Raw genomic sequence first — 21,442 nt, 5'->3', positions numbered from 1 at the left:
CCGCCGCCCGTGAACCGCTCCCCTAACCTTGGAAGCCATGTCAACGCGCCGCAAAGTCTCGCTCGTCACCCTCGGCTGCGCCAGGAACGAGGTCGACTCCGAAGAGCTCGCCGGACGCCTCGAATCCCAGGGGTGGGATCTCGTCGACTCCGACGACGGTGAGAAGGCCGACGTCGTGGTCGTCAACACCTGCGGGTTCATCGACGCGGCCAAGCAGGACTCCATCGACACACTGCTCGCCTCGGCCGAGGACGGCGCCAAGGTGGTCGCCGCCGGCTGCATGGCCGAGCGCTACGGTTCCGAGCTGTCCGAGGCGCTGCCCGAGGCCGAGGTCATCGGGTTCGACGACTACGCCGGGATCTCCGAGCGCCTCGACGACGTCCTCGCCGGCCGCAGTCTGACCCCGCACCAGCCCCGCGACCGCCGCACCCTGCTGCCGATCTCACCGGTCGAGCGGCCCGCGGGCCGGCAGGCCCACGTGCCCGGCCACGCGTACTTCGACTCCGTGGAGCCGCTGCCCGACGGCGTGGCCCCGGCCTCGGGTCCGCGCATCCCGCGCCGACGTCTCACCGGGGGACCGGTCGCCAACCTCAAGATCGCTTCCGGGTGCGACCGCCGGTGCACCTTCTGCGCCATCCCCGCCTTCCGGGGCGCCTACATCTCCCGCAGCCCCGACGACGTCGTACGCGAAGCCGAGTGGCTGAGCGGCCAAGGCGTGCGCGAACTGTTCCTGGTCAGCGAGAACTCCACCTCCTACGGCAAGGACCTGGGCGACCTGCGCGCCATGGAAGGGCTGCTGCCGCGGCTCGCCGCGGTCGAGGGCATCGAGCGGGTCCGCGTCAGCTACCTGCAGCCCGCCGAGATGCGGCCCGAGCTCATCGACGTGCTCACCTCCACCCCCGGCGTGGTGCCCTACTTCGACCTGTCCTTCCAGCACGCCAGCGGCCCGCTGCTGCGCCGGATGCGCCGCTTCGGCTCGCGCGAGCGCTTCCTGGAGCTGCTGGCCACAGTGCGCGAGCGCGCCCCCGAGGCCGGCGTGCGCTCCAACTTCATCGTCGGGTTCCCCGGCGAGACCGAGGACGACCTCGCCGAGCTGACCGCCTTCCTGGAGGAGGCGCGGCTGGACGCCGTGGGCGTCTTCGGCTACTCCGACGAAGACGGGACCGAGGCCGCCGAGTTCGAGGGCAAGCTGGCCGAGGAGACCGTCGCCGAGCGGGTCGAAGGGCTCAACCGGCTCGCGGAGGAACTGATGGCGCAACGGTCCGAGGAGCGCGTCGGCTCCACCGTGCAGGTCCTCATCGAGGCCGAACTGGGTGACGGCGCCTACGAGGGCCGCGCCGCCCACCAGGCGCCCGAGGTCGACGGCAGCACCGTCGTGCACGGCTCGAATCTGGCCGTCGGCGATCTCGTCAGCGCCACCGTCACCGAGGCGACGGGCGCCGACCTGGTCGCCGAGACCGCCGACGCTCCGGCTCCGCGATGAGTACCGACGACTCCGCCGCCTCCACGCCCGGCCACGTGCCGCTGTGGAACATCGCCAACATCCTCACCGCCAGCCGGCTGGTGATGGTCCCGCTGTTCGTGCTCTTCCTGTTCCTGGACCACCCGGCCTGGCGGTTCGCGGCCTTCGCGCTGTTCGTCGTCGCCGCCGTCACCGACCGCGTCGACGGCGAGATCGCCCGGCGGCGCAACCTGGTGACCGACTTCGGCAAGGTCGCCGACCCCATCGCCGACAAGGCGCTGACCGGCGCCGCGCTGATCGCGCTGTCCATGCTCGGCGAACTGTGGTGGTGGGTCACCATCGCCATCCTGGTGCGCGAACTGGGCATCACCGTGCTGCGCTTCGCGGTGATCCGCCACGGTGTGATCCCCGCCAGCCGCGGCGGCAAGCTCAAGACCGTGCTGCAGGTCGTGGCGATCGCGATCTATCTGTTTCCGCTGCCCGACCCGCTGCACATGCTCGCCCACGTCGCCATGGCCGCCGCCCTGGCGGTGACCCTGTGGACCGGCGGCGACTACGTGTTCCAAGCGGTGCGGCAGCGCGGCGACCGCACTCGGGGACCCGCAGCCGGATGAGCCGGGGCAGCGGTGCGCTTCCCGGCGCCCGGGCGGCCGCCGAGGCGCTGCGGGCGCTGGAGGCGGCCGGCGCCACCCTCGCCACCGCCGAGTCGCTGACCGGCGGGCTGATCGGGGCGTCCGTCACCAGCGTCCCCGGCGCCTCGGCCGTCTACCGCGGCGGCGCCGTGGCTTATGCCACCGACCTCAAGACCGGGCTGCTGGGCGTACCCCGCGAACTGCTCGGCGAGCGCGGCGCCGTCGACCCCGACGTCGCCGGAGCCATGGCCGAGGGCGTCCGCAGCCATCTGGCGGCCGACTACGGGCTCGCCGTGACCGGCGTGGCCGGACCCGACCCCCAGGACGGCCGCAGCGCCGGCACCGTCTTCGCCGCCGTCTGCGGCCCCGGGGGCGGCGTGCGTGTGAGCGGGTTCTCGTTTTCGGGCGACCGCGCGGCGATCCGTGCCCAGACCACTGAACAGGCGCTCCTCTTGCTCGGCGCCGAAGTGGCTGCTATCACGGGCAGATAACGGGTCCGAGGCAGTTCCGATGGCCGATTCCAGGGAACAAACCGTCATCAAGATCGTGTTATCCCTGCAGCGAACAGGAAGCCGTGAGGTGCGACGATCGGGCTAGAGACAGGTACGGTGTTTTTCATGAAGGTCGCTACCGGTGGGAGGGAGCGCGAATGATGGTCCTGCTTCGTCACCTGACTGGTGACGTGCTACGGCGATTGAGGCAGCGACAGGGCCGCACCCTCCGCGAGGTGTCGGCCGATGCACGGGTGTCATTGGGGTATCTCTCCGAGGTCGAACGCGGGCAGAAGGAGGCCTCCTCCGAACTGCTCTCCTCGATCTGCGGTGCCCTGGGTGTGCCGCTCTCCCAGGTGTTGCGCGACGTCGCCGACCAGCTGGCTCTCGCCGAGCTGCAGGAGGCCGCGCTGCTCAGCGGATCGGTTCCGGCCGACTCCGTTCCCTCCCCCGAGCACCTCGGCATCGACCCGGTACCCGACCGTGTTCCCGATGTCGTCGACATGGTGGGTGTGTGACACCCGCCTGACCCCTGAATCCACCGCACCGTGGCCCCACGGCGCATCAACGGCGAAGGCGCCGATCGCGAAGTCCGCGGTCGGCGCCTTTTCGCACCCGCCCGGCCCCGCCGGGGCGGTCGTGCCACGCGGCGTCCACCGTCGCTCACCTGGAACCCCAGGTCACAGGGAACGGAGTGGGTGGCGATCGTCGCATCGGTGTTTTCTCCTCCGCCCCGCAGGGCAGCGGCGGAATGTGGAGACACCACACGCCACATCGGGGGATGATCGACATGCCGAAGATTCACGGACCGCTTGAGGACAGCGCCCGCAAGACCACCGGCGAGGTGCTGCAGGCATCGGTCGTGGACCTCATCGACCTCTCGCTGCTGGCCAAGCAGTGCCACTGGAACGTGATCGGGCGCTCGTTCCGCTCGGTCCACCTGCAGCTGGACGAACTCGTCGACGTGGCGCGCAAGCACACCGACGTGCTGGCGGAGCGGGCCGTCGCCATCGGCGTCAACCCCGACGGCCGTTCGACCAAGGTCGCCGGCGACACCCGCAACGCCCAGCCCGACCCCGGTTACCTGCAGGACGACAAGGTGATCGCCGTGATCACCGACGCCCTCGCCGGGATGGTGTCGCGCTTCCGCGAGCGCATCGCCACCACCGAGGAATCCGACGAGGTCAGCCAGGACGAGCTCATCGCCGCGGCCCAGGACCTGGAGCAGCAGCACTGGATGTTCGAGGCGATGCGCTGAGGCCGCGCCGCCGGCGCCGCCGCCATGCCCCCGCCGTACCGCAGCGGGGGCATGCCTTTGTTCGCCTCAGCTCGCCCAGGCGTCGGGGTCCTCCGACAGCGTCCGCACCGTCGGCGGCAACCGGCCGGTCGAGACGTCCTCCAGGGTCACGCTCTCCAGGATGGAGCGCTCACTGGCCCGCAGCGCGATCCACACCTGCTGCAGGCTGCGTGCGGCGCCCTCGTAGTCGACGTGCTCGGGGCGCTCCCCGCGGACGTTGGCCAGCGGGCCGTCCACCGCCCGGATCACATCGGCCAGCGAGATGTCGGCGGGGGAGCGGGCCAGCCAGTAACCGCCCACCGGTCCGCGCTGGCTGCGCACCAGGCCCGCGCGGCGCAGCTGCGTGAGGATGTTCTCCAGGAACTTTCCGGGGATGGCCTGGGAGCGCGCCAGCTGTTCGGCCGTCACCGGGCCGCCGCTGGCGGCGGCGAGCTCGGCTGCGGCACGCAACGCGTAGTCGACCCGGGCAGAAAGGCGCATGCTGCGATTATGCCGCGAAAGCCGGAGTCGGCGCGCCAGCGGGGACCGGGTGTGGCGGGCAGGCGGTGATGAGCTGCATCAGATACGTCTCCTCGGCGGAACTGGACCGCGGAGCACTCGCTGCGGCGCCCCGCCCGCGGGTGCGTCACCCGCGCCCGCCCCCTTCACCCTACCGACGCGCCGGCGGGCGCCCCCAGCACTTCGGCCGCGCTCTGCCCGTTGACCCGCCCCGCCCCGTAGGTGCTGATGTGCACCCGGCACTGGGGCCGCCACGCCGGCAGGCCCATCTCCACCACCACCAGCTCCGGACGCTGCCGGCACAGCTCGGCCACCAGCGCCCGGGTCTGGGAGTGGCGGTGGGCATCGCGCACCACCACGACCAGGTCGCGGCCCCGCGCCGCCTCCAGCACCTCCTGCGGGCGCGCCGACGCCGGATCCAGCCGCCGCGCGGCGCTGAACCACGGCGAAAGCCCCCACGGCACCTCGCCCACCGCGATGCCGGCGGGCGCGTCCAGCTCCACCACCACCGGGTCGCGCAGCGCCCCCAGCTCACCGTCGACACGCACCGCCCGCCGCGCCGAGTCCAGACCGATGCCCTCGGCGAACGCCGCGGCGGGCCGGCCCGCCGTCCACCGGCGCAACCGCGCGGTGCGCTCAGCCGCCTCCTCCAGCCGCTCGCCGCTCAGCCGCCCCTGGGCCACCGCATCGGTGATGGCCGAGCGGATGGCCTCCACCCGCTCGGCGTAGACGAACCGGCCCAGGCACAGCAGGTCGCACCCGGCGATCAGCGCCTGCACCGCCGCCTCGGGCATGCCGATGCGGGCGCTGACCCCCTCCATCTCCAGCGCGTCGGTGAGTACGGTGCCCTCGAACCCCAGCTCGGTGCGCAGCAGCCCCGAGACCACGCTGGGCGCCAGCGTCGCCGGCCCGGTCAGCCCCAGCTCGGGCAGCCGGATGTGGGCGGTCAGCACACTTTGCACACCGGCCTCCACGGCCGCCCGGAACGGCCGCAGCTCCCGCTGGAACAGCAGCTCGCGGTCGGCCTCCACGACCGGCAGCTCCAGGTGGGAGTCCTGGTGGGTGGCGCCGTGGCCGGGGAAGTGCTTGGCGCAGGCCGCCACGCCGCCCTCCTGCAACCCGGCGACCGCGGCCGCGGTGTGGCGGGCCACCAGACCGGCGTCGGCGCCGAAGGAGCGCGTGCCGATCCCGGGGTTCTCGGCGACGGTGTTGACGTCGGCCGAAGGCGCCAGGTCCAGGCTGAAGCCCAACCCGCGCAGCTGCGCGCCCAGCGACAGGTGCACCGCCCGCGTCAGGTCGGCGTCGTCGACCGCGCCCAGCGCCGCGTTGCCCGGGTAGCCGCTGCCGTGGCGCTGTGCGATGCGGGTGACGTCGCCGCCCTCCTCGTCCAGGGCGATCAGCGGCGCCTCGGCGGCCTCGGCCAGGCGGGCGTTGAGCCTCTCCACCTGCTCGGTGCCGGCGATGTTGTTGTGGAACAGGCAGACGCCGGCCATCCCGCCGGCGAGGCCGTCGAGCACCCACCGCGGCGCCTCGTAGGACTCGAAGGGCACCAGCAGTGTGGCGTTGGCCAGGCGATCCAGGTGCGGATCAGCGGGCATGGGGACTCCGTTCACGGATGAAGGCGGTGCGGGCACGCGGCCGTCCGGCGCCGCGCCGAGTGCGGCGCCGGACGGCGGAGGGGAAGGGGCGGGACTCAGCCCTTGACCGCGCCCATGGTCAGACCCGACACCATGCGGCGCTGGACGAACAGGAAGAACGCCATCACCGGCAGGGTCAGCAACGTGGAGGCGGCCATGATCGCTCCCCACTCGGTGCCGAAGCGGCCGAAGTAGTAGGACAGCGACAGCGGCAGCGTGTACTCCTCGGTGCTGCGGCCCAGGAACGTCAGCGCGACGATGAACTCGTTCCACGCGGTGATGAAGGCGAAGATGCTCGCGGCCACCAGGCCCGGCGCCACCAGCGGCATCAGGATCCGCCAGAACACCGTCCACGGGCTCGCGCCGTCGATGGCCGCGGCCTCCTCCAGTTCCCGCGGCACCGACGCCACGAAGCCGCGCAGCATCATGATCGTGATCGGCAGCGCGACGGCGGTGTAGACGATGAGGATGCCCGAGAGGTTGCCCAGCATCTGCAGGCCGCTGGCGTCCTGGAAGCGGCGGAAGTTGATGAAGATCGAGATGATCAGCGCCTCGGCGGGCACCATCTGGATCACCATCAGCAGGATGATGAAGGCGCCGCGCATCCGGAAGCGGAACCTGGCCACCGCCACGGCCGCCAGCAGCGACAGCACCGCGCCGGCCGCCACCGAGCCCAGCGTCACGATCAGGCTGTTGACCAGGAACTCCCAGAAGTTCACGCCGGGGATCAACTCGTCGTTGAGCACCCGGTCGAAGTGCTCCAGCGTCAGCGTCTCCGGAAACAGCCGGGTGTTCTTGGAGAAGATCTCGCCGACCGGTTTGAACGCGGTGGCCACCATCCAGTAGACGGGGAACACCGAGAACAGGAACACCGCGGCGCCGGCGGCGTAGAGGCCGGCCCTGCGCAGCAGCACCCCGGCGGGGGCGCGGCGCCGGCGGCGCGGGGGAGCGGAGGCGGCGGTCGCGGTCGCGGTCATCGGGTCTCCCCCTGGCGGATCATGATGCGCAGGTAGTAGGCGGTGACGGCCAGGATCATCACGGTCATCACCACGGCGATCGCCGAGCCCATGCCGTAGTTGGCCGGGCTGGACGAGAACCCCTGCTGGTAGATGTAGTACGAGAGCAGGTAGACCGACTTGTTCTGGAAGCTGTTGGCCAGGATGTAGAGCTGGGTGAACACCCGCAGGTCCCAGATGATCTGCAGCACCATCAGCAGCGCGAACAGCGGGCGCAGCATCGGGAAGGTGACGTTCCAGAACGCGCGCCAACCGCCGGCGCCGTCGACCCGTGCGGCCTCGTACAGCTCGTGCGGGATGCTCTTGAGTCCGGCCAGCACCGAAACGGCGATGAACGGGAACGACTGCCACACGATCACCGCGATCAGCACGCTGAACAGCGAGAGCGGCTCCAGGAACCAGTTGTAGTTCAGCCAGCCGCCGCCCACCAGCCAGTCGGGCAGCCGGTCAAGCGCCACGTTGACCAGGCCCCGCTCGGGCAGGAACAGCCAGCGGAACACCAGAGAGGCGCTGATGGCCGGGGTGGCCCAGGCGAGCATCATGCCCACCGACACCACCATCGAGAACCAGCGCGGCAGCTTGTGCAGCAGGATGCCGATCAGGGTGCCCAGCACCATCGTGGTGCCCACCATCAGCACGCACACGACCACGGTGTTGCGCAGGATGGTCCAGAACTCCGGGTCGCTCAGCAGCCGGCGGTAGTGCGCGAAGCCGTTCCACTCCGGCGCGGGCGCGTTGGGCAGCAGATTGCGGACCGTGTAGTCGTGCAGGGAGTTCCACACCATCTGCACCACCGGCCACACCAGCACCAGGGTCAGGATGACCAGGGCCGGGGCGATCAGCAGGTAGGGCGTGGGCAGGGAGCGGCGGCGGCGCGGCTTGCCGGGCCCGCCGCCCCCGACGGGCGGCGGCTGGGGCGGGGTCTGCTCCCGCACCGCTTCGGCGGTTGATGCCATGGGGACTTCGCAATCAGGTCGGAGCCGGGGCGGCGGGAGGGGAGGCGTCCGCCGCCCCGGCGTTCACCGAGAGGGCCGAAAGGGGGTCAGGCGACCGGCTTGTTCAGCGTTTCGGTCAGCTCCTTGTTCGCCTCTTCCAAGACCTTGTCGGCGTCCTCGCCCTTGACGATGTCCAGCACGGCGCCGGGCAGGATCTTGCCGTCCTGGTCTGCCGCGTTCCAGTTCGGCGTGGCCGGGAAGAACTGGGTGTTCTTCATCTGCTCGGCGGATGCCGCCTTGAGCGGGTCGGACTGGTAGGACTCGTCGTCGAGCATCTCGGGGTAGGCGGGGAAGTAGCCCGCTGCGTCGGCGTAGGCCTTGCCGCCCTTCTTGTCGCCCATGACCGTGAGCAGGTCCCAGGCGGCGTCGGGGTGCTCGGCGGTGGCGAACAGGGTCAGCGCCGAGCCGCCGGCGAAGGCCGGGGCGGGGCCGTCGGCGCCGGGGATGGGCGCCGCCTTGATCTCCTCCAGCACCGCGGGGTCCTCGGCCTGCTCCTCCATGGAGGTCAGCGCCCAGCCCCCGTCGATGTACATGCCAACCTCGCTGTTGGCCATGTCGGCCAGCGGCACCAGCTCGTTCTCGCCGACGTAGGCCTGCGGGGAGATGTTCTCCTCGGAGGTCAGCCCGGCGTAGAACTCGATGGCCTCCTGGGTCTCGGGCGAGGTGAGCTCGCCCTGCCACTCGCCTTGCTGCTGCACCGCGATCTCGCCGCCGTTGCTCCAGATGAAGCTGGCGATGCCGTTGGTGAAGTCGGTGGGGGCGGCGAAGCCCGGCACGTCCTGCTCCTCCTCGATCGCCGTGGCGACCTCGACCAGCTCCTCCCAGGTCTGGGGAGGATCCATGCCCAGGTCCTTCAGCCAGTCGGCGCGGTAGTAGAGAGTGCGCACACCCGCGAACCACGGGATGGCGTACTGCGAGCCGTCGTAGGCGCCGTACTCGACCGCGGCCTGGTCCATGTCGGACACCGCGCCCCACTCGTCGGTGCGGGAGGAGATGTCCATGATCGCTCCCTGGGAGGCCCAGTTGGCGACCTGGTCGTTGCCGACCTCCAGCACGTCGGGGGCGTCGCCGCCGGCCAGCGCGTTGTTGATGGACTGCTGGGCGTCGGCCCAGGGGACGAACTCCACCTCCACCGAGGTGTCGGGGTAGTCCTGCTGGTAGCGCTTCTCAACGGTGTCGAAGTACTTCTTGACGGGGTCCTGGGCGGTGCCCATGACCCACACGGTCAGGCTGTCGGGAGCCTCGGATGCGCCGCCCTCGGAACCGCCTCCGCCACAGGCGGTGGCGGCGAGCAGTACCGCCGTCGAAAAGGCTGCGGCCTTCAGGGATCTCATACTGGTCTCTCCCTTCACGCGTTGCCGCGCGACGCTGCGTCGAGTAGACGCCCCCGGACATCTCTGGGTCGGCTGCAAGCGCGATGCGGGCTTCGTCGTCGGTCGGAGTGTGCTGGGATAGCGGGTGTGCGAACCCCCGCCCTGCTCGGCTCTGTCCCGGCAGGGACTGCGGCAGGCGCCCGGTGCGCGCCTCTCGCGGATTGGGCGTTAAACTAACAAGAAACTTTCCTAATGAATAGAGAACGGGGTGTCACGGTTATGTCTCGACGTCCGGGGACTCCGCGCCTACTGCGCCAGCTCAACGACCGGGCCGCCTTGGAGCTCCTGCTCGCGTCGGGCCCGCTCACCCGCACCCAACTCGGCCAGGAGACCGGCCTGTCCAAGGTCACCGCCTCCCAGCTGCTCGCCCGCCTGGAAGAACGCCGACTCGTCCACGTCGTCGGCAGCCAAGCCGGCGGACGCGGCCCCAACGCCGCCCTCTACGCCGTCGTGCCCTCCAGCGCCTACGCCCTGGCCCTCGACATCCGCGCCTCCGAGGTCACCGGCGCCATCGCCGACATCACCGGCCAGGTGACCGGCGAATTCACCCTCGACCCCACCGACACCCACAACCCCGTCGACCAGGTCAGCGGCGCCGTCATGCGCCTGCTGAGCACCTGCGAAGTCCCCCTCGACCACCTCAGCGCCTGCACCATCGGCACCCCCGGCGTCGTCGACCCCCGCACCGGAGCCGTGCGCTTCTCCTTCGACCTGCACAGCTGGCTCGAGGACGCCTTCCACACCCTGCGCAACGACCTCGGCCCCATCGTCCGCATCGAAAACGACGTCAACCTCGCCGCCCGCGCAGAACACGCCGAAGGCGCCGGCGAGGACGCCTCCGACTTCGCCCTCATCTGGCTCGGCGGAGGCGGCGGCGTCGGCATGGCCGTCGTCCTCGACGACCGCATCCACTGGGGCACCACCGGAGGCGCCGGCGAAATCGGCTACCTGCCCGTCCCCGGCGCACCCCTGCCCGGCGACGTCGGCCTGCCCGGCGGCTACCAGTCGCTGAGCCGCACCGGCGAACGACCCACCATCGCCCACGGCTTCCAAGCCCTCGTCGGCGCCCAGGAGATCGTCACACTCGGGGAATCCCACGGCTTCACCGGCAAAACCGTCGGCGACGTCCTCACCGCCGCCGCCGAAGCCCGAGACGCGGGAGAAGGCTTCCTCGACGCGCTCGCCGAACGCATCGCCCGCGGTGTCGCCGCGGTATGCGTGGTCCTGGACCCCGGACTCGTCGTCCTCGGCGGCGAGGTCGCCGAAAGCGGCGGCGACGACCTCGCCCAGCGCGTCGCCCGCGCCACCGCCCGCATCGGACCCAACGCACCCCAGGTCAGCGTCGGCCGCGTCCAGTCACCCGTCCTGCGCGGCGCCCTCCTGTCAGCACTGCAGCACGCCCGCGAAGACGTCTTCGAATCCACCGTCGAGTGAAGCCGCACCGGGCGGGGCGGACGGCTCGGCCGGAACGGGCGAAGGCGGGCCAAGACGAAGGCGTGCCCGCGCCACACGCCACGGCCGGCCCCGCCCCCGGCGATCAGCCCCCTACCGGCGGACCCGAGCCCAGGCGGCGGCGCATCGCGATCCGCGGCGCCACGGCGATACCCGCCGCCTCCTCCCGCCGCCGCTGCGCCCGCAGCCCCGGTCCCCACTCGGCCCGCGCAAGCGCGCAGAAGCCGCGCCGCCCATACCACGGCGCGTTCCACGCCACGTCGCGGAAGGTCGTCAACGTCATCACGGCGAAACCCTCCGCGCCAGCCCGCTCGCAGGCCGCCTCCAGCAGCGCGCCGCCCACGCCACGCCGCCCGTGCTCAGGACGCACCGCCAGCTCCTCCAGATGCGCCGCCCCGTCCAGCACGCCCACCGCGGCCAACCCCCGCACCGGCTCGCCGGCCACGAGCACCCAGCGCGCCTGTCGCAGCATCGCCCACGGGTCGTCCGGCGGCAGCACCAGCCCCGCCTCGGCGAACATCCCACCGGCCGCCAGGCTCACCGCGGCCGCGGCGTCGACATCCTCCTCGCGCATCACCCGGATCGGCACGGCAGCAGCGTCGGCAGACATCGGCGGACCTCACAACAGGCGGAACCGGCAGTAGGGAACAGACCCCATCCTGCTCCCCGGCCGATCTGCCGCGCGAGCCGATATCCCCGACGCCACGGCGGGTTCCCGAAAAGCCGGAGCCGCCCGCCCGACCGCCGGCAGGGCGCCTCCCGCACCCCCGCCCCTGCACCTCCAGCACCGCCGGGCGCCGGAGAAGCCCTGCACATCCCCGTATCACCGCCGCAGCCGCAGCGCCTTCGGCGTGGCATGGAACCCCGCACCCAGCAGCGCCGCCTCCAACGGCGTACCGAACACCTCACCGCCGTCGCAGCGCTGCACCGTCAGCGACTCCACACCGCCACCGCGCACCGACTCCGCCAACGCCCGCGCCGCCCGCTCCAACTCCGCACCGCCCGACCCGAACGTCAGCGCCGAACGCCCGCCCCGCTCCAGATACAGCGTCGGCGCACCGTCGTCCAGCACCACCAGCGCACCCGCCTTGCGGCCCGGCCGCCCCGCCGACTCCGCACCCGCCGGCCACGGCAGCGCCGCACCGTAGACGTTCGCCGGATCCGCCGCCGCCAGCACCACCGGAGCCTCCCGGCCGCCCGCGCCCCCGCCGACCAGCGACCGCAGCCGATCCACCGCACCCGGCAGCGCGAACTGCGCCGCCCCCAACCCCTCGACGAAGTACCCCCGCCGCGCCCGCCCCGAATCCTCGAAACCCCGCAGCACCGGATACACCGCACTGAAACCGCCCGCGCCGCGCCCGCCCGAACGGCGATCCCCGCGCCGCACCTGCTCAGCCACCACCGAACCGCGCGTCACCACCCCGTAGCGGTCCAGCAGCGCCGACACCCCCGCCGTCAACCGCCGCGTCGCCTCCGGCTCACGCTCCGGCAGCAGCCACCACCGCCCCGCCGCCGTCGGAGGCCCCGTCCGACTCGGCAGCACCGGCCGCCGCGACCGGCTCCGATGCGCCGTCCCGCCCGCACCCAGCAACGCACGCAGCCCCGACAGCGAATCGTTGCCCACCCGACCCGCCCACACCAGATCCCACAGCGCCGCCACCACCGCCGCATCCGACACCGACGCCGCGCCCTGCGCCGCCACCACACGGTCGGCGACGTCCCGGAAGAACAACGCACCGCCCTCACGCAGCGCCGCCACGACCCCCGCATGCGCCGCCGAGGTCCCGGCCCCCTCCTCGGCCGGCTCCGGCAGCAGCACCTCCGCCTCATCCGCCGGGACCAGGCACACCCACCCGTCGTTACCCGCCAACGGACCCGCACCCGCCCACAGCACCTCGCCCGCATGCGTCAACTCGTCCAGCAGCGCCGGCGCATACCCCTCCACCCGCGCCGGCAGCACCAACGACTCCAACGCCGACGCCGGCACCGGCGCGCCACGCAGCGACTCCACAGCCGCGAACACCCCGTCGGCACCACTCGACCGCCGACCTCCGCCCACGCGCTGCCACGCGGGAACGAACCGCCCCAGCGCCCGCTGCGGCACCGGCTCCACCTCGCGCCGCAACCGCGCCACCGACCGCCGCCGCACCACCCGCAGCACATCGGCGTCACACCACTCCGTGCCCTGACCGCCCGGCCGGAACTCCCCCTCGACCACCCGCCCCGACCCCGCCAGACGCCGCAGCACCTCCACCACAGCGCCGCGGTCCACCCCCAACCGCGCCGCAACCGCACCCACCGTGAACGGACCGTGCGTACGCGCATACCGCGACACCAGATCCCCCAGCGGATCCTCCACCGCCACAGCGAACGCCTCCGCCGTCCCCGCGAACGCCCCCTCAGCTCGGCCCGACGAACCCGCCAACCACTCCGGCAGCGCCACCCCCGCACCGTCGCGCAACCGCGCCGCGTCCTCCACCGCCGCCCACCGCCACGCACCGGCCATACGCACCGCGACCGCGCGCCCGGCACGCCCCAACTCCTCCAACGACCCCGCAGCGACCCCGCGCTCACCCGCCTCCGCCACACTCAGCGGCCCCAACTCACGCAGCAGATCCGCCGCCCCCTCGCGCCCCGCCTCCGGATCCGCCCGCCGCTGCGGCGCCAGACGCTGCAACTCGGCCTCGTACTCGGCCACGACATCGCCGTCCAGCAGCTCCCGCAGATCCGCATGCCCCAGCAGCTCCGCCAGCAACTGCGAATCCAACGTCAGCGCCTGCGCCCGCAACTCCGCCGCAGGCGCGTCGCCCTCATACATGAACGCCGCCGTGTACCCCATCAGCAGCGACTGCGCGAACGGCGACGCACGCCGCGTCTCCACCTCCACCACCCGCACACGACGCGCCCGCACATCGGCCATCAACGACGCCAACCCGTCCACGTCGAACACATCACGAAGGCACTCCCGCGCCGCCTCCAACACGATCGGAAACGACCCGAACCGCCCCGCCACCGACAACAACTGCGCCGAACGCTGCCGCTGCTGCCACAACGGCATCCGCCGCCCAGGGCGCCGCCGCGGCAGCAGCAACGCCCGCGCCGCACACTCCCGAAACCGCGCCGCGAACAGCGCCGAACCGCCCAACTCCGCCGTGACCGCGTCCTCGACCTCATCGGGCGCCACCACCAGCGACTCCGCCACCCCGCCCCGAGGCCGCCCCGCCGCCCCCGAACCGCCCTCCTCCTCGACATCCGGCAGCCGCACCACGATCCCGTCGTCGCCGTGCACCACCTGCGCATCCACCCCGTAGCGCGCCCGCAACCGCGCGCCCACCACCAGCGCCCACGGCGCATGCACCCGCGCACCCAGCGGCGAATGCACCACCGCACGCCAATCACCCAACTCGTCGCGGAACCGCTCCACCACGATCGTGCGGTCGTCGGGCACCCACCCCGTCGACTCCTCCTGCTCACCCAGGTAATCCACGAGATTGGCCGCACCCCACTCGTCCAACCCCGCAGCACGCGCCCGCTCCACCGCCGCAGGCCGCTCAGCCCCCCGCAACTCCCGCGCCATCGCCCCGATCGCCCGACCCAGCTCCGCCGGACGCCCCAGCGCATCGGCCTTCCAGAACGGCAACCGCCCCGGACGCCCCGGCGCAGGCGAAACCATCACCCGGTCAGCGGTGATCGACTCGATCCGCCACGCACTCGCCCCCAGCACGAACACGTCGCCCACCCGCGACTCGTAGACCATCTCCTCATCCAGCTCACCCACCCGCGACGGCGCACCGCCACCGCCCGCAGCCAGATGCACCGCATACATGCCCCGATCCGGAATCGTCCCGCCGCTGGTCACCGCCAACCGCTGCGCACCCGGACGCCCCGACACCACCCCGCCCGAAGCCGGACCGCCCCCATCGCGATCCCACACCACCCGCGGCCGCAACTCCGCGAACTCGTCCGAGGGATAGCGCCCCGACACCATGTCCAGCACGCCCGACAGCGCCGAATCCGGCAGGGACGCGAACGGCGCCGCCCGCCGCACCACCGCCCCCAGCCGCGCCACCTCCCACTCGTCCATCGCCGCCATCGCCACCACCTGCTGCGCCAGCACATCCAGCGGACTCCGCGGCATCCGCAGCTCCTCGATGCGCCCCGAACGCATCCGCTCGACCACCACCGACGCCGCCAGCAGATCCCCCCGGAACTTCGGGAACACCACCCCCCGCGAAACGTCGCCCACGTTGTGGCCCGCACGCCCCACCCGCTGCAAACCGCTCGCCACCGACGGCGGCGACTCCACCTGCACCACCAGATCCACAGCACCCATGTCGATGCCCAGCTCAAGACTGGACGTGGCCACCACACACGGCAGCCGCCCCGCCTTCAGATCCGCCTCGATCACCGCACGCTCGTCCTTGGACACCGAACCGTGGTGCGCCCGCGCCACCACCCCCGCCTCAGCCCCATAGGTCTGGCCCGCCTCGGCCATCACCTCCGCCGGCGACAACCGCGAACCCCCCGGCGACCCGCCCGGCACGGGGGAAGACGCACCGGGCGCGGCCGCACCCCCGGCCGAACCTCCGGACCCGCCCCGAGCACCCCCGCCGAGCGCACGCCGCTCGTCGCCCAACTCGTTCAACCGCGCACACAACCGCTCGGCCACCCGCCGCGAATTGCAGAACACGATCGACGACCGGTGCTCCTCCACCAGATCCAGCACCCGCTCCTCGACATGCGGCCAGATCGACGTGCGCGCCTTCGACGCCCGATCGTTCGACCTCCCCGCCGACACCGACGCCTCCAGCTCCGTCAAGTCCTCGACCGGCACCACGATCCGCACCTCCAGCGACGGCGTCTGCGGCGGCGCCACCACCGACGCCGGACGCGGCCCGCCGAGAAACGCCGCCACCTCCTCCGGAGGACGCACCGTCGCCGACAGCCCGATCCGCTGCGCCGGAGCCTCCAGCAGCGCGTCCAACCGCTCCAGACTCAGCGCCAGATGCGCACCGCGCTTCGTGCCCGCCAGCGCGTGCACCTCGTCGACGATCACCGTCTCGACACCCGCCAGCCCCGCACGGGCCTGCGAGGTCAGCACCAGAAACAGCGACTCCGGCGTGGTGATCAGGATGTCGGGGGGCGACGTCGCCAGCCTGCGCCGCTGATCCGCCGGAGTGTCGCCGGTGCGCACCCCCACCGAGGGCTCCGCGACGTCCAGCCCGGCCGCCTCCGCCGCCCGCCGGATCCCCGACAGCGGCGCACGCAGATTGCGCTCGATATCGGCCGCCAGCGCCTTCAGCGGAGAGACATACAGCACCCGGCACCGCCGCACCCGCTCCTCGGGCACCGGGCGCGACGCCAGGCCGTCCAGCGCCCACAGGAACGCCGACAGCGTCTTGCCCGACCCCGTGGGCGCCACGACCAGCGCGTTCTCACCCCGCGAGACCGCCTCCCACGCCCCCGTCTGCGCCGGCGTGGGCCCCGACGGGAAAGCCTGCTCGAACCACGTGCGCGTCGCCTGAGTGAAGCGGCCCAGCGGATCGCCGCCCTCGACGGGATCGGAGCCGCTGGAGCCGGAAGCGCCTACCGAGGACATGTGCCCAGTCTGCAACGCGGTAGCGACGAAACCGAGCAGATTCGGCCGCACCCCGCGCCGCACCGTCCCAGGACCGGCCTCGGACGGCCCGGGTCGTCCCCAAGCCGCGTCCGCGGAGGTGACAGCACTGGCCGGGGCGGCCGATACTGGAAGCGATGAGACTTTCGCACTTCTGGGAGCGCATGCACGAGCAGTTCGGCGAGGCCTACGCCGAAAGCCTGGCGCGCGACCACGTCATCGAGGCGCTCGGCTCCCGCACCGTCGAACAGGCGCTGGCCGACGGCATCGGCGCCAAGGAGGTGTGGCGGGCCGTCTGCGAGGAGTTCGACCTGCCCGCCGCCGCACGCTGACCATGCGCCGACCGCTCGGCACGGTCCCGCCGACCAGGGACGAAGCAGGGCGGAGGGCACGCCGCGCCGCGGCCGCCCGCCGCTTCGAGAGGCGCGCCCGGGTTACCGGGGACGGCAGGCGGTCGAACAGAGGTTCGGGTAGGCTTGCGCTGTATCCGGGGCCGACCAGGTGCCGAATCGGCCTCCGGCGGACCACGACGCCCCTCGGGCGGGCGTCTGCGAGTGGACACGTCCCCGGCGGCCGCCGGACCCGATCCCGCGGCCGCCCCGCACTCGTCCACAGGCGCGCCGACGCGGTCGAGGTTTGTCCTCACCGCCGCGTAGCGTCACACCCAAGATGAACAAGAAGACGTCGACCCAACAGGGGTTTCCCGTGGCTGCTGCTGATCGAGAGAAAGCTCTCGAAACCGCGCTCGCACAGATCGAGCGCCAATTCGGCAAGGGCTCCGTCATGCGCCTCGGCGATGACGACCGCCCACCGATCGAATCCTTCCCCTCCGGATCCATCTCCCTCGACATCGCCCTGGGAATCGGAGGAATTCCGCGGGGCCGTATTGTGGAGATATTCGGACCGGAGAGTAGCGGAAAGACTACCGTGGCTTTGCATGCGGTGGCCAGTGCTCAGAAGAACGGCGGAATCGCCGCATTCATCGACGCCGAGCACGCGCTGGACCCCGATTACGCGAAGAAGATCGGTGTGAACACCGACGATCTGCTGCTTTCCCAGCCTGACACGGGGGAGCAGGCGCTGGAGATCACGGACATGCTGATCCGTTCGGGCGCCGTGTCCGTCTTGGTCGTGGACTCCGTGGCCGCCCTGGTGCCGCGCGCGGAGATCGAGGGCGAGATGGGTGACAGCCACGTCGGCCTGCAGGCCCGATTGATGTCCCAGGCCCTCCGCAAAATCGCGGGCGCATTGCACCAGACCGGGACAACCGCGATTTTCATCAACCAACTTCGCGAAAAGGTCGGTGTCATGTTCGGCTCACCTGAGACCACCACCGGCGGCAAGGCGCTGAAGTTCTATTCGTCGGTGCGGCTGGACGTGCGGCGGATCGAGACGCTGAAGGACGGGACCGACGCCGTCGGGAACCGGACTCGGGCCAAGGTCGTGAAGAACAAGGTGGCGCCGCCGTTCAAGCAGGCGGAGTTCGACATCCTCTACGGCGTCGGCATCTCCCGCGAGGGCGGGCTGATCGACCTCGGGGTGGAGCAGGGCGTCGTGCGCAAGTCGGGTGCCTGGTACACCTACGAGGGCACGCAGCTCGGCCAGGGCAAGGAGAACGCTCGCAACTTCCTGCGCGAGAACGTCGACATGTCCAACGAGATCGAGAAGAAGATCAAGGAGAAGCTGGGCGTGCCCGGCGGCGGCGACGACTCCGCCGCGTCCGCTGCGGCTTCCGACGCCAAGGCCGCCGACACCAAGCCCGGCGACTCGAAGCCGGCCGGTACCAAGGGCGCGGGGGCGAAGAAGTCCGCTGCGAAGGAGTCCAGCGCCAAGGCGTCGGGCGCCAAGGAGAGCCCCGCGGTCAAGGAGAGCCCTGCGGTCAAGGACGGCGACGCCGCCGCTTCGACCGACGCGTCGGCCCAGGCGGCGAACAGCACCGAGTCCACCCCGCCCGCGGATGCCTGATCGGGGCGAGACTTTCGAGGACGATGGCGCCGCCGAGCCCGGCCCCCGGGCGGGCGGGTCCGCTGACGGGGAGGATCCCGAGGCCAAGGCGCGCGGCATCTGCCTGCGCCTGCTGACCTCGGCTCCGCGGACGCGGGCTCAGCTCGCCCAGGCGCTGCGGCAGCGCGGGGTCGACGACGAGGTGGCCGAAGGGGTGCTGGGGCGCTTCAGCGAGGTGGGGTTGATCGACGACGCCGCCTTCGCTGAAGCCTGGGTCGACTCCCGGCATGCCGGGCGCGGTCTGGGGCGCAAGGCGCTGGCGGCCGAGCTGCGGCGGCGCGGGGTGGACGACGAGACGGTCCGCGACGCCGTCGAGGAGCTCAGCCCTGACCAGGAGGAGGAAACGGCGCGCAGGCTGGCGCGGCGCAAGCTCGCCGCGTCGCGCATGCAGGATTCCACGGCGCGGGCGCGCCGGGCTTTGGCGATGCTGGCGCGCAAGGGGTACTCGGCCGGTCTGGCGTATCGGGTGGTCCGCGAGGAGTTGGAGGCCGAGGGCGCCGGGGTGGAGCTGCCCGAGCCCGATACGGAGTAGGGGGAGAGGGGTGGTGCCGCGGTGAGCGGTGCCCGGTACCCCAGCGGTGTCCGGCAGGGTGGTGGGTGCCGCCCTGGGCGGTATCGGTCGGCGCATCGTGCGGCCGGTGTGGAGAGGAAGCCGGGGAGTTGCCGGTGGCGAGGTTGCGCACGGTGGATCTGGCGCGGCAGGCAGGGGTTTCCACCCAGCAGGTCCGCAATCACGAGGCGGCGGGTGTGCTGCCGCCGGTGCGGCGGACGGAGGCGGGATACCGCGTCTACGACAGGGGGCACCTGCGAGCGCTGCTGGCCTTTCGGGCGCTGGCCGCCGGGTTCGGCGGTGAGCGGGCGCACGCGATCATGCGTGCGGTCCATGCCGGCGACGTGCCGCTGGCGTTGCGGTTGGTGGACGAGGGTCATGCGGATCTCCACGATCAGCGCGTGGCGGCCGATGCGGTGAGCGGTGCGGTGGGGGAGGCGGCTGAGCCCTACGCCGGCGGCCGCCCGGAGCCGGGTCCCGCACTGCGGGTGGGCGAGCTCGCGGCGCGGTTGGGGGTGCGGGCGTCGGCGTTGCGGGTGTGGGAGGCGGCCGGGCTGGTGTCGCCGTCGCGTGAGGCGGGCACCCGGTATCGCAGTTACGGGCCCGAGGAGGTGCGCGACGCGCGGATCGTGCGCATGCTGCGGCAGGGTGGCTATTCGTTCGACCGGATCCGGCCGGTGCTGGACGAGCTGCGGCGTACGGGGGGTACGGGGGCGCTGCGCGCGGCGATCGGGGAGCGCCGTGCCTCGCACGACCGGCGGGCGCGGGCGATGCTCGAGGGCGCGGCGCTGCTGTACCGGTTTCTGTCGGGTGATGAGGCGGGGGCCTCGGCATAGTCGCGGCGGAGGGGGATACAAAGGCCTTTCGGTGCGGTTCCGCGCCTGCACAGTCCCCCTGCCCCCAGCCGAGGAGTCGGTTCGTGTCCGAAATGCCCGACGAGAGTGACCGGTCCGCCGGCGGCTCCGCCGCCGATTCCTCCGGCGGGGTGGTCGCCCGCTACAAGGTCCCGGCGGTCGTCGGCGGTGTGGTCGCGGCTGTGGCGGCCGTGCTGGCGGCTTCGGTGGTCCTCCCCGCGGGGGAGCCGTTCGAGGATGTGGGCGGGTGCGAGGAGCTGTTCACCGAGGAGTTCGTCTCGTCGTTGCATCTGGACGAGGGGGTGCGGTTGGCGGAACTGGAGCCCGGGGAGTGGGAGGTGCCCTCGGAAGGCGAACTCGCGTGCGGGGACACGGAGGGCAATACCCTCACGGTGGTGTTCGCGGTGCTGGATCCGGGTTCGGAACCCTGGGACTACAGCGGCGCGGAGGATCGGATCGCCGGTCGCCGCGGGGGCGCGGACGAGCTGCGGTCGGGGGCCGATGAGCAGCGGCCGTTCAACGCGGTCGAGGTGGAGGAGATCGAGGCCGGCGACGGCGGGTTCGTCGCCCTGTACGAGCCGCCGCCGGGGTTGGCCTCGGATTACGGTGACTGGACCCCGACGGAGCGCGGGCGTACCCACGCCACGGCGCATTTTCGGGTCCGCAATGTCGTGGTGCGGGTCCGGTCCTTCGACGCCGGCGGGCCTACGGTGCGTGATGCGCCGCTGAGCATCGCGACGCGGGTCTCGGAGGGCCTGGCCGAGCGGATCGCCGAGGTCGGCGAGGAGGGGGATCCGGAGCCGGATGATCCCCTCGCTCCGTGATGCGCCCGCTGACTACGGTTCCGGGTTGAGGGCCTGGTAGAGGATGTGTTCCTGCCATTCGCCGGCGATGCGCAGGTACTGCGGCGCCCTGCCGAAGGCGGTGAAGCCGTTGCGCAGCAGGACGCGCTGCGAGGCGGTGTTGTGCGGCAGGGTCGCGGCTTGGAGCCGGTGCAGGCCGAGGTCGGTGAAGGCGGTCTGCAGGGTTTCGGCGACGGCTTTGGTGGCCAGGCCGCGGCCGTTGTGGGATTCGGCGACCCAGTAGCCGATGGCGGCGGACAGGAAGGCTCCGCGGACGATGTCGTTGACGGTGATGCGGCCGGCGATGCGGTCGGCGTCGTCGAGGACGGCTAGAGGGAGCATGCGGTCGCCGGCGTGTTCGGCGAGGGCGCGTTCGAGGAGGACGCGCTGGGTCGCGGCGGTGAAGTAGGCGTCGTCGCGCTCGGGTTCCCATGGTGCGAGGAACGTGCGGTTGCGCCGTAGCAGCTCCGCCAGTTCCGGGGCGTCCTCGGGGGTGACGAGCCGCGTCGTGGGCATCGCTGGTTCCTTTCCCTGGGTGTGGTGTCGGGGCCGGGCAGGCCGCGCCGGGCGGTTGCGGCCGGGGGCGTCGTCTGCGACCTCGGGCAGCGTAGCGGGAGCGGCGTGGGCGGGCGCTTCGGTCGCGGTGCCGCCGGCGGCGGTGCACGCGGTGGGCCGCCAGGGGAGCTTCGCGGATGCGCCGGGGCTGTGCTCTACCGGGCCGG

19 protein-coding genes are annotated in these 21,442 nt (G+C 72.2%); 11 read left to right on the top strand and 8 right to left on the bottom strand.

Annotation, left to right across the window (positions count from 1 at the left end):
• Window positions 1-37: 37 nt before the first annotated feature.
• The 5 genes from rimO (at window position 38) to LP52_RS24950 (ending at window position 3,843) form a co-directional block, all read left to right on the top strand.
• Window positions 38-1,483 carry a 30S ribosomal protein S12 methylthiotransferase RimO gene (rimO, locus tag LP52_RS24970; protein WP_040276868.1) on the top strand — a complete coding sequence of 482 codons (1,446 nt, stop codon included), beginning with the start codon at window positions 38-40 and terminating at the stop codon, window positions 1,481-1,483.
• Window positions 1,480-2,076, top strand: a complete 597-nt coding sequence (pgsA, locus tag LP52_RS24965) for a CDP-diacylglycerol--glycerol-3-phosphate 3-phosphatidyltransferase (protein ID WP_040276867.1) — start codon at window positions 1,480-1,482, stop codon at window positions 2,074-2,076. Before rimO ends, pgsA begins: the two co-directional genes overlap by 4 nt.
• Window positions 2,073-2,585: a CinA family protein gene (locus LP52_RS24960; RefSeq protein WP_040276866.1), complete on the top strand. Its 513-nt coding sequence runs from the start codon at window positions 2,073-2,075 to the stop codon at window positions 2,583-2,585. Before pgsA ends, LP52_RS24960 begins: the two co-directional genes overlap by 4 nt.
• Window positions 2,586-2,743: 158 nt before the next feature.
• The gene (locus tag LP52_RS24955) at window positions 2,744-3,103 is read left to right on the top strand and encodes a helix-turn-helix domain-containing protein (RefSeq protein ID WP_040276865.1); all 360 of its coding nucleotides are present in this window, start codon (window positions 2,744-2,746) and stop codon (window positions 3,101-3,103) included.
• 272 nt (window positions 3,104-3,375) lie between these two features.
• Complete coding sequence (locus tag LP52_RS24950; RefSeq protein ID WP_040276873.1) at window positions 3,376-3,843, top strand: Dps family protein; 468 nt, start codon at window positions 3,376-3,378, stop codon at window positions 3,841-3,843.
• Between the two features lie 66 nt (window positions 3,844-3,909).
• Here LP52_RS24950 and LP52_RS24945 read toward each other — a convergent pair whose 3' ends face one another.
• The 5 genes from LP52_RS24945 to LP52_RS24925 form a co-directional block, all read right to left on the bottom strand.
• A complete protein-coding gene (locus tag LP52_RS24945) occupies window positions 3,910-4,362 on the bottom strand; it encodes an RrF2 family transcriptional regulator (RefSeq protein ID WP_040276864.1) in 453 nt (150 codons plus the stop codon).
• A gap of 164 nt (window positions 4,363-4,526) precedes the next feature.
• The gene (locus tag LP52_RS24940) at window positions 4,527-5,978 is read right to left on the bottom strand and encodes a glycoside hydrolase family 3 protein (protein WP_040276863.1); all 1,452 of its coding nucleotides are present in this window, start codon (window positions 5,976-5,978) and stop codon (window positions 4,527-4,529) included.
• A gap of 95 nt (window positions 5,979-6,073) precedes the next feature.
• Window positions 6,074-6,994, bottom strand: a complete 921-nt coding sequence (locus LP52_RS24935) for a carbohydrate ABC transporter permease (protein WP_084723478.1) — start codon at window positions 6,992-6,994, stop codon at window positions 6,074-6,076.
• Window positions 6,991-7,989 carry a carbohydrate ABC transporter permease gene (locus LP52_RS24930; RefSeq protein WP_040276862.1) on the bottom strand — a complete coding sequence of 333 codons (999 nt, stop codon included), beginning with the start codon at window positions 7,987-7,989 and terminating at the stop codon, window positions 6,991-6,993. The genes LP52_RS24935 and LP52_RS24930 overlap by 4 nt, the downstream gene beginning before the upstream one ends.
• Window positions 7,990-8,075: 86 nt before the next feature.
• Window positions 8,076-9,362, bottom strand: coding sequence for an extracellular solute-binding protein (locus LP52_RS24925; protein WP_040276861.1), 1,287 nt, complete (start codon window positions 9,360-9,362; stop codon window positions 8,076-8,078).
• A gap of 258 nt (window positions 9,363-9,620) precedes the next feature.
• Here LP52_RS24925 and LP52_RS24920 point away from each other — a divergent pair, with 258 nt between their 5' ends.
• Window positions 9,621-10,835 (top strand): ROK family transcriptional regulator, encoded by a 1,215-nt coding sequence (locus LP52_RS24920; RefSeq protein WP_040276860.1) that lies wholly within the window; start codon window positions 9,621-9,623, stop codon window positions 10,833-10,835.
• A gap of 103 nt (window positions 10,836-10,938) precedes the next feature.
• Here the strand turns inward: LP52_RS24920 and LP52_RS24915 are convergent, their stop codons facing one another.
• Both LP52_RS24915 and LP52_RS24910 read right to left on the bottom strand, forming a co-directional pair.
• Window positions 10,939-11,463 carry a GNAT family N-acetyltransferase gene (locus LP52_RS24915; RefSeq protein WP_238581085.1) on the bottom strand — a complete coding sequence of 175 codons (525 nt, stop codon included), beginning with the start codon at window positions 11,461-11,463 and terminating at the stop codon, window positions 10,939-10,941.
• 213 nt (window positions 11,464-11,676) lie between these two features.
• Entirely contained in the window at window positions 11,677-16,452 is a 4,776-nt protein-coding gene (locus tag LP52_RS24910) for an ATP-dependent helicase (protein ID WP_052810252.1), read from the bottom strand.
• 155 nt (window positions 16,453-16,607) lie between these two features.
• On the opposite strand from LP52_RS24910, the gene LP52_RS24905 reads away from it, so the two are divergent.
• From LP52_RS24905 to LP52_RS24885, 5 genes are all read left to right on the top strand, one after another.
• Window positions 16,608-16,802: a DUF3046 domain-containing protein gene (locus LP52_RS24905; RefSeq protein WP_040276859.1), complete on the top strand. Its 195-nt coding sequence runs from the start codon at window positions 16,608-16,610 to the stop codon at window positions 16,800-16,802.
• Between the two features lie 373 nt (window positions 16,803-17,175).
• A complete protein-coding gene (gene recA, locus LP52_RS24900) occupies window positions 17,176-18,435 on the top strand; it encodes a recombinase RecA (RefSeq protein WP_084723477.1) in 1,260 nt (419 codons plus the stop codon).
• Complete coding sequence (locus LP52_RS24895; protein ID WP_040276858.1) at window positions 18,428-19,006, top strand: regulatory protein RecX; 579 nt, start codon at window positions 18,428-18,430, stop codon at window positions 19,004-19,006. The genes recA and LP52_RS24895 overlap by 8 nt, the downstream gene beginning before the upstream one ends.
• Window positions 19,007-19,071: 65 nt before the next feature.
• Window positions 19,072-19,860: a MerR family transcriptional regulator gene (locus tag LP52_RS24890; protein ID WP_238581084.1), complete on the top strand. Its 789-nt coding sequence runs from the start codon at window positions 19,072-19,074 to the stop codon at window positions 19,858-19,860.
• 83 nt (window positions 19,861-19,943) lie between these two features.
• Window positions 19,944-20,702 (top strand): hypothetical protein, encoded by a 759-nt coding sequence (locus tag LP52_RS24885; protein ID WP_040276856.1) that lies wholly within the window; start codon window positions 19,944-19,946, stop codon window positions 20,700-20,702.
• A 12-nt stretch (window positions 20,703-20,714) separates the two neighbouring features.
• Here LP52_RS24885 and LP52_RS24880 read toward each other — a convergent pair whose 3' ends face one another.
• Window positions 20,715-21,236 (bottom strand): GNAT family N-acetyltransferase, encoded by a 522-nt coding sequence (locus LP52_RS24880; protein ID WP_040276855.1) that lies wholly within the window; start codon window positions 21,234-21,236, stop codon window positions 20,715-20,717.
• Window positions 21,237-21,442: the final 206 nt, after the last annotated feature.

Origin of the sequence: Streptomonospora alba (genome assembly GCF_000826685.1) — a bacterium.
Classification (GTDB): domain Bacteria; phylum Actinomycetota; class Actinomycetes; order Streptosporangiales; family Streptosporangiaceae; genus Streptomonospora; species Streptomonospora alba.
The sequence above is the reverse complement of the archived record's forward strand: the minus strand, read 5'-3'. Positions and strand labels throughout refer to the sequence as shown.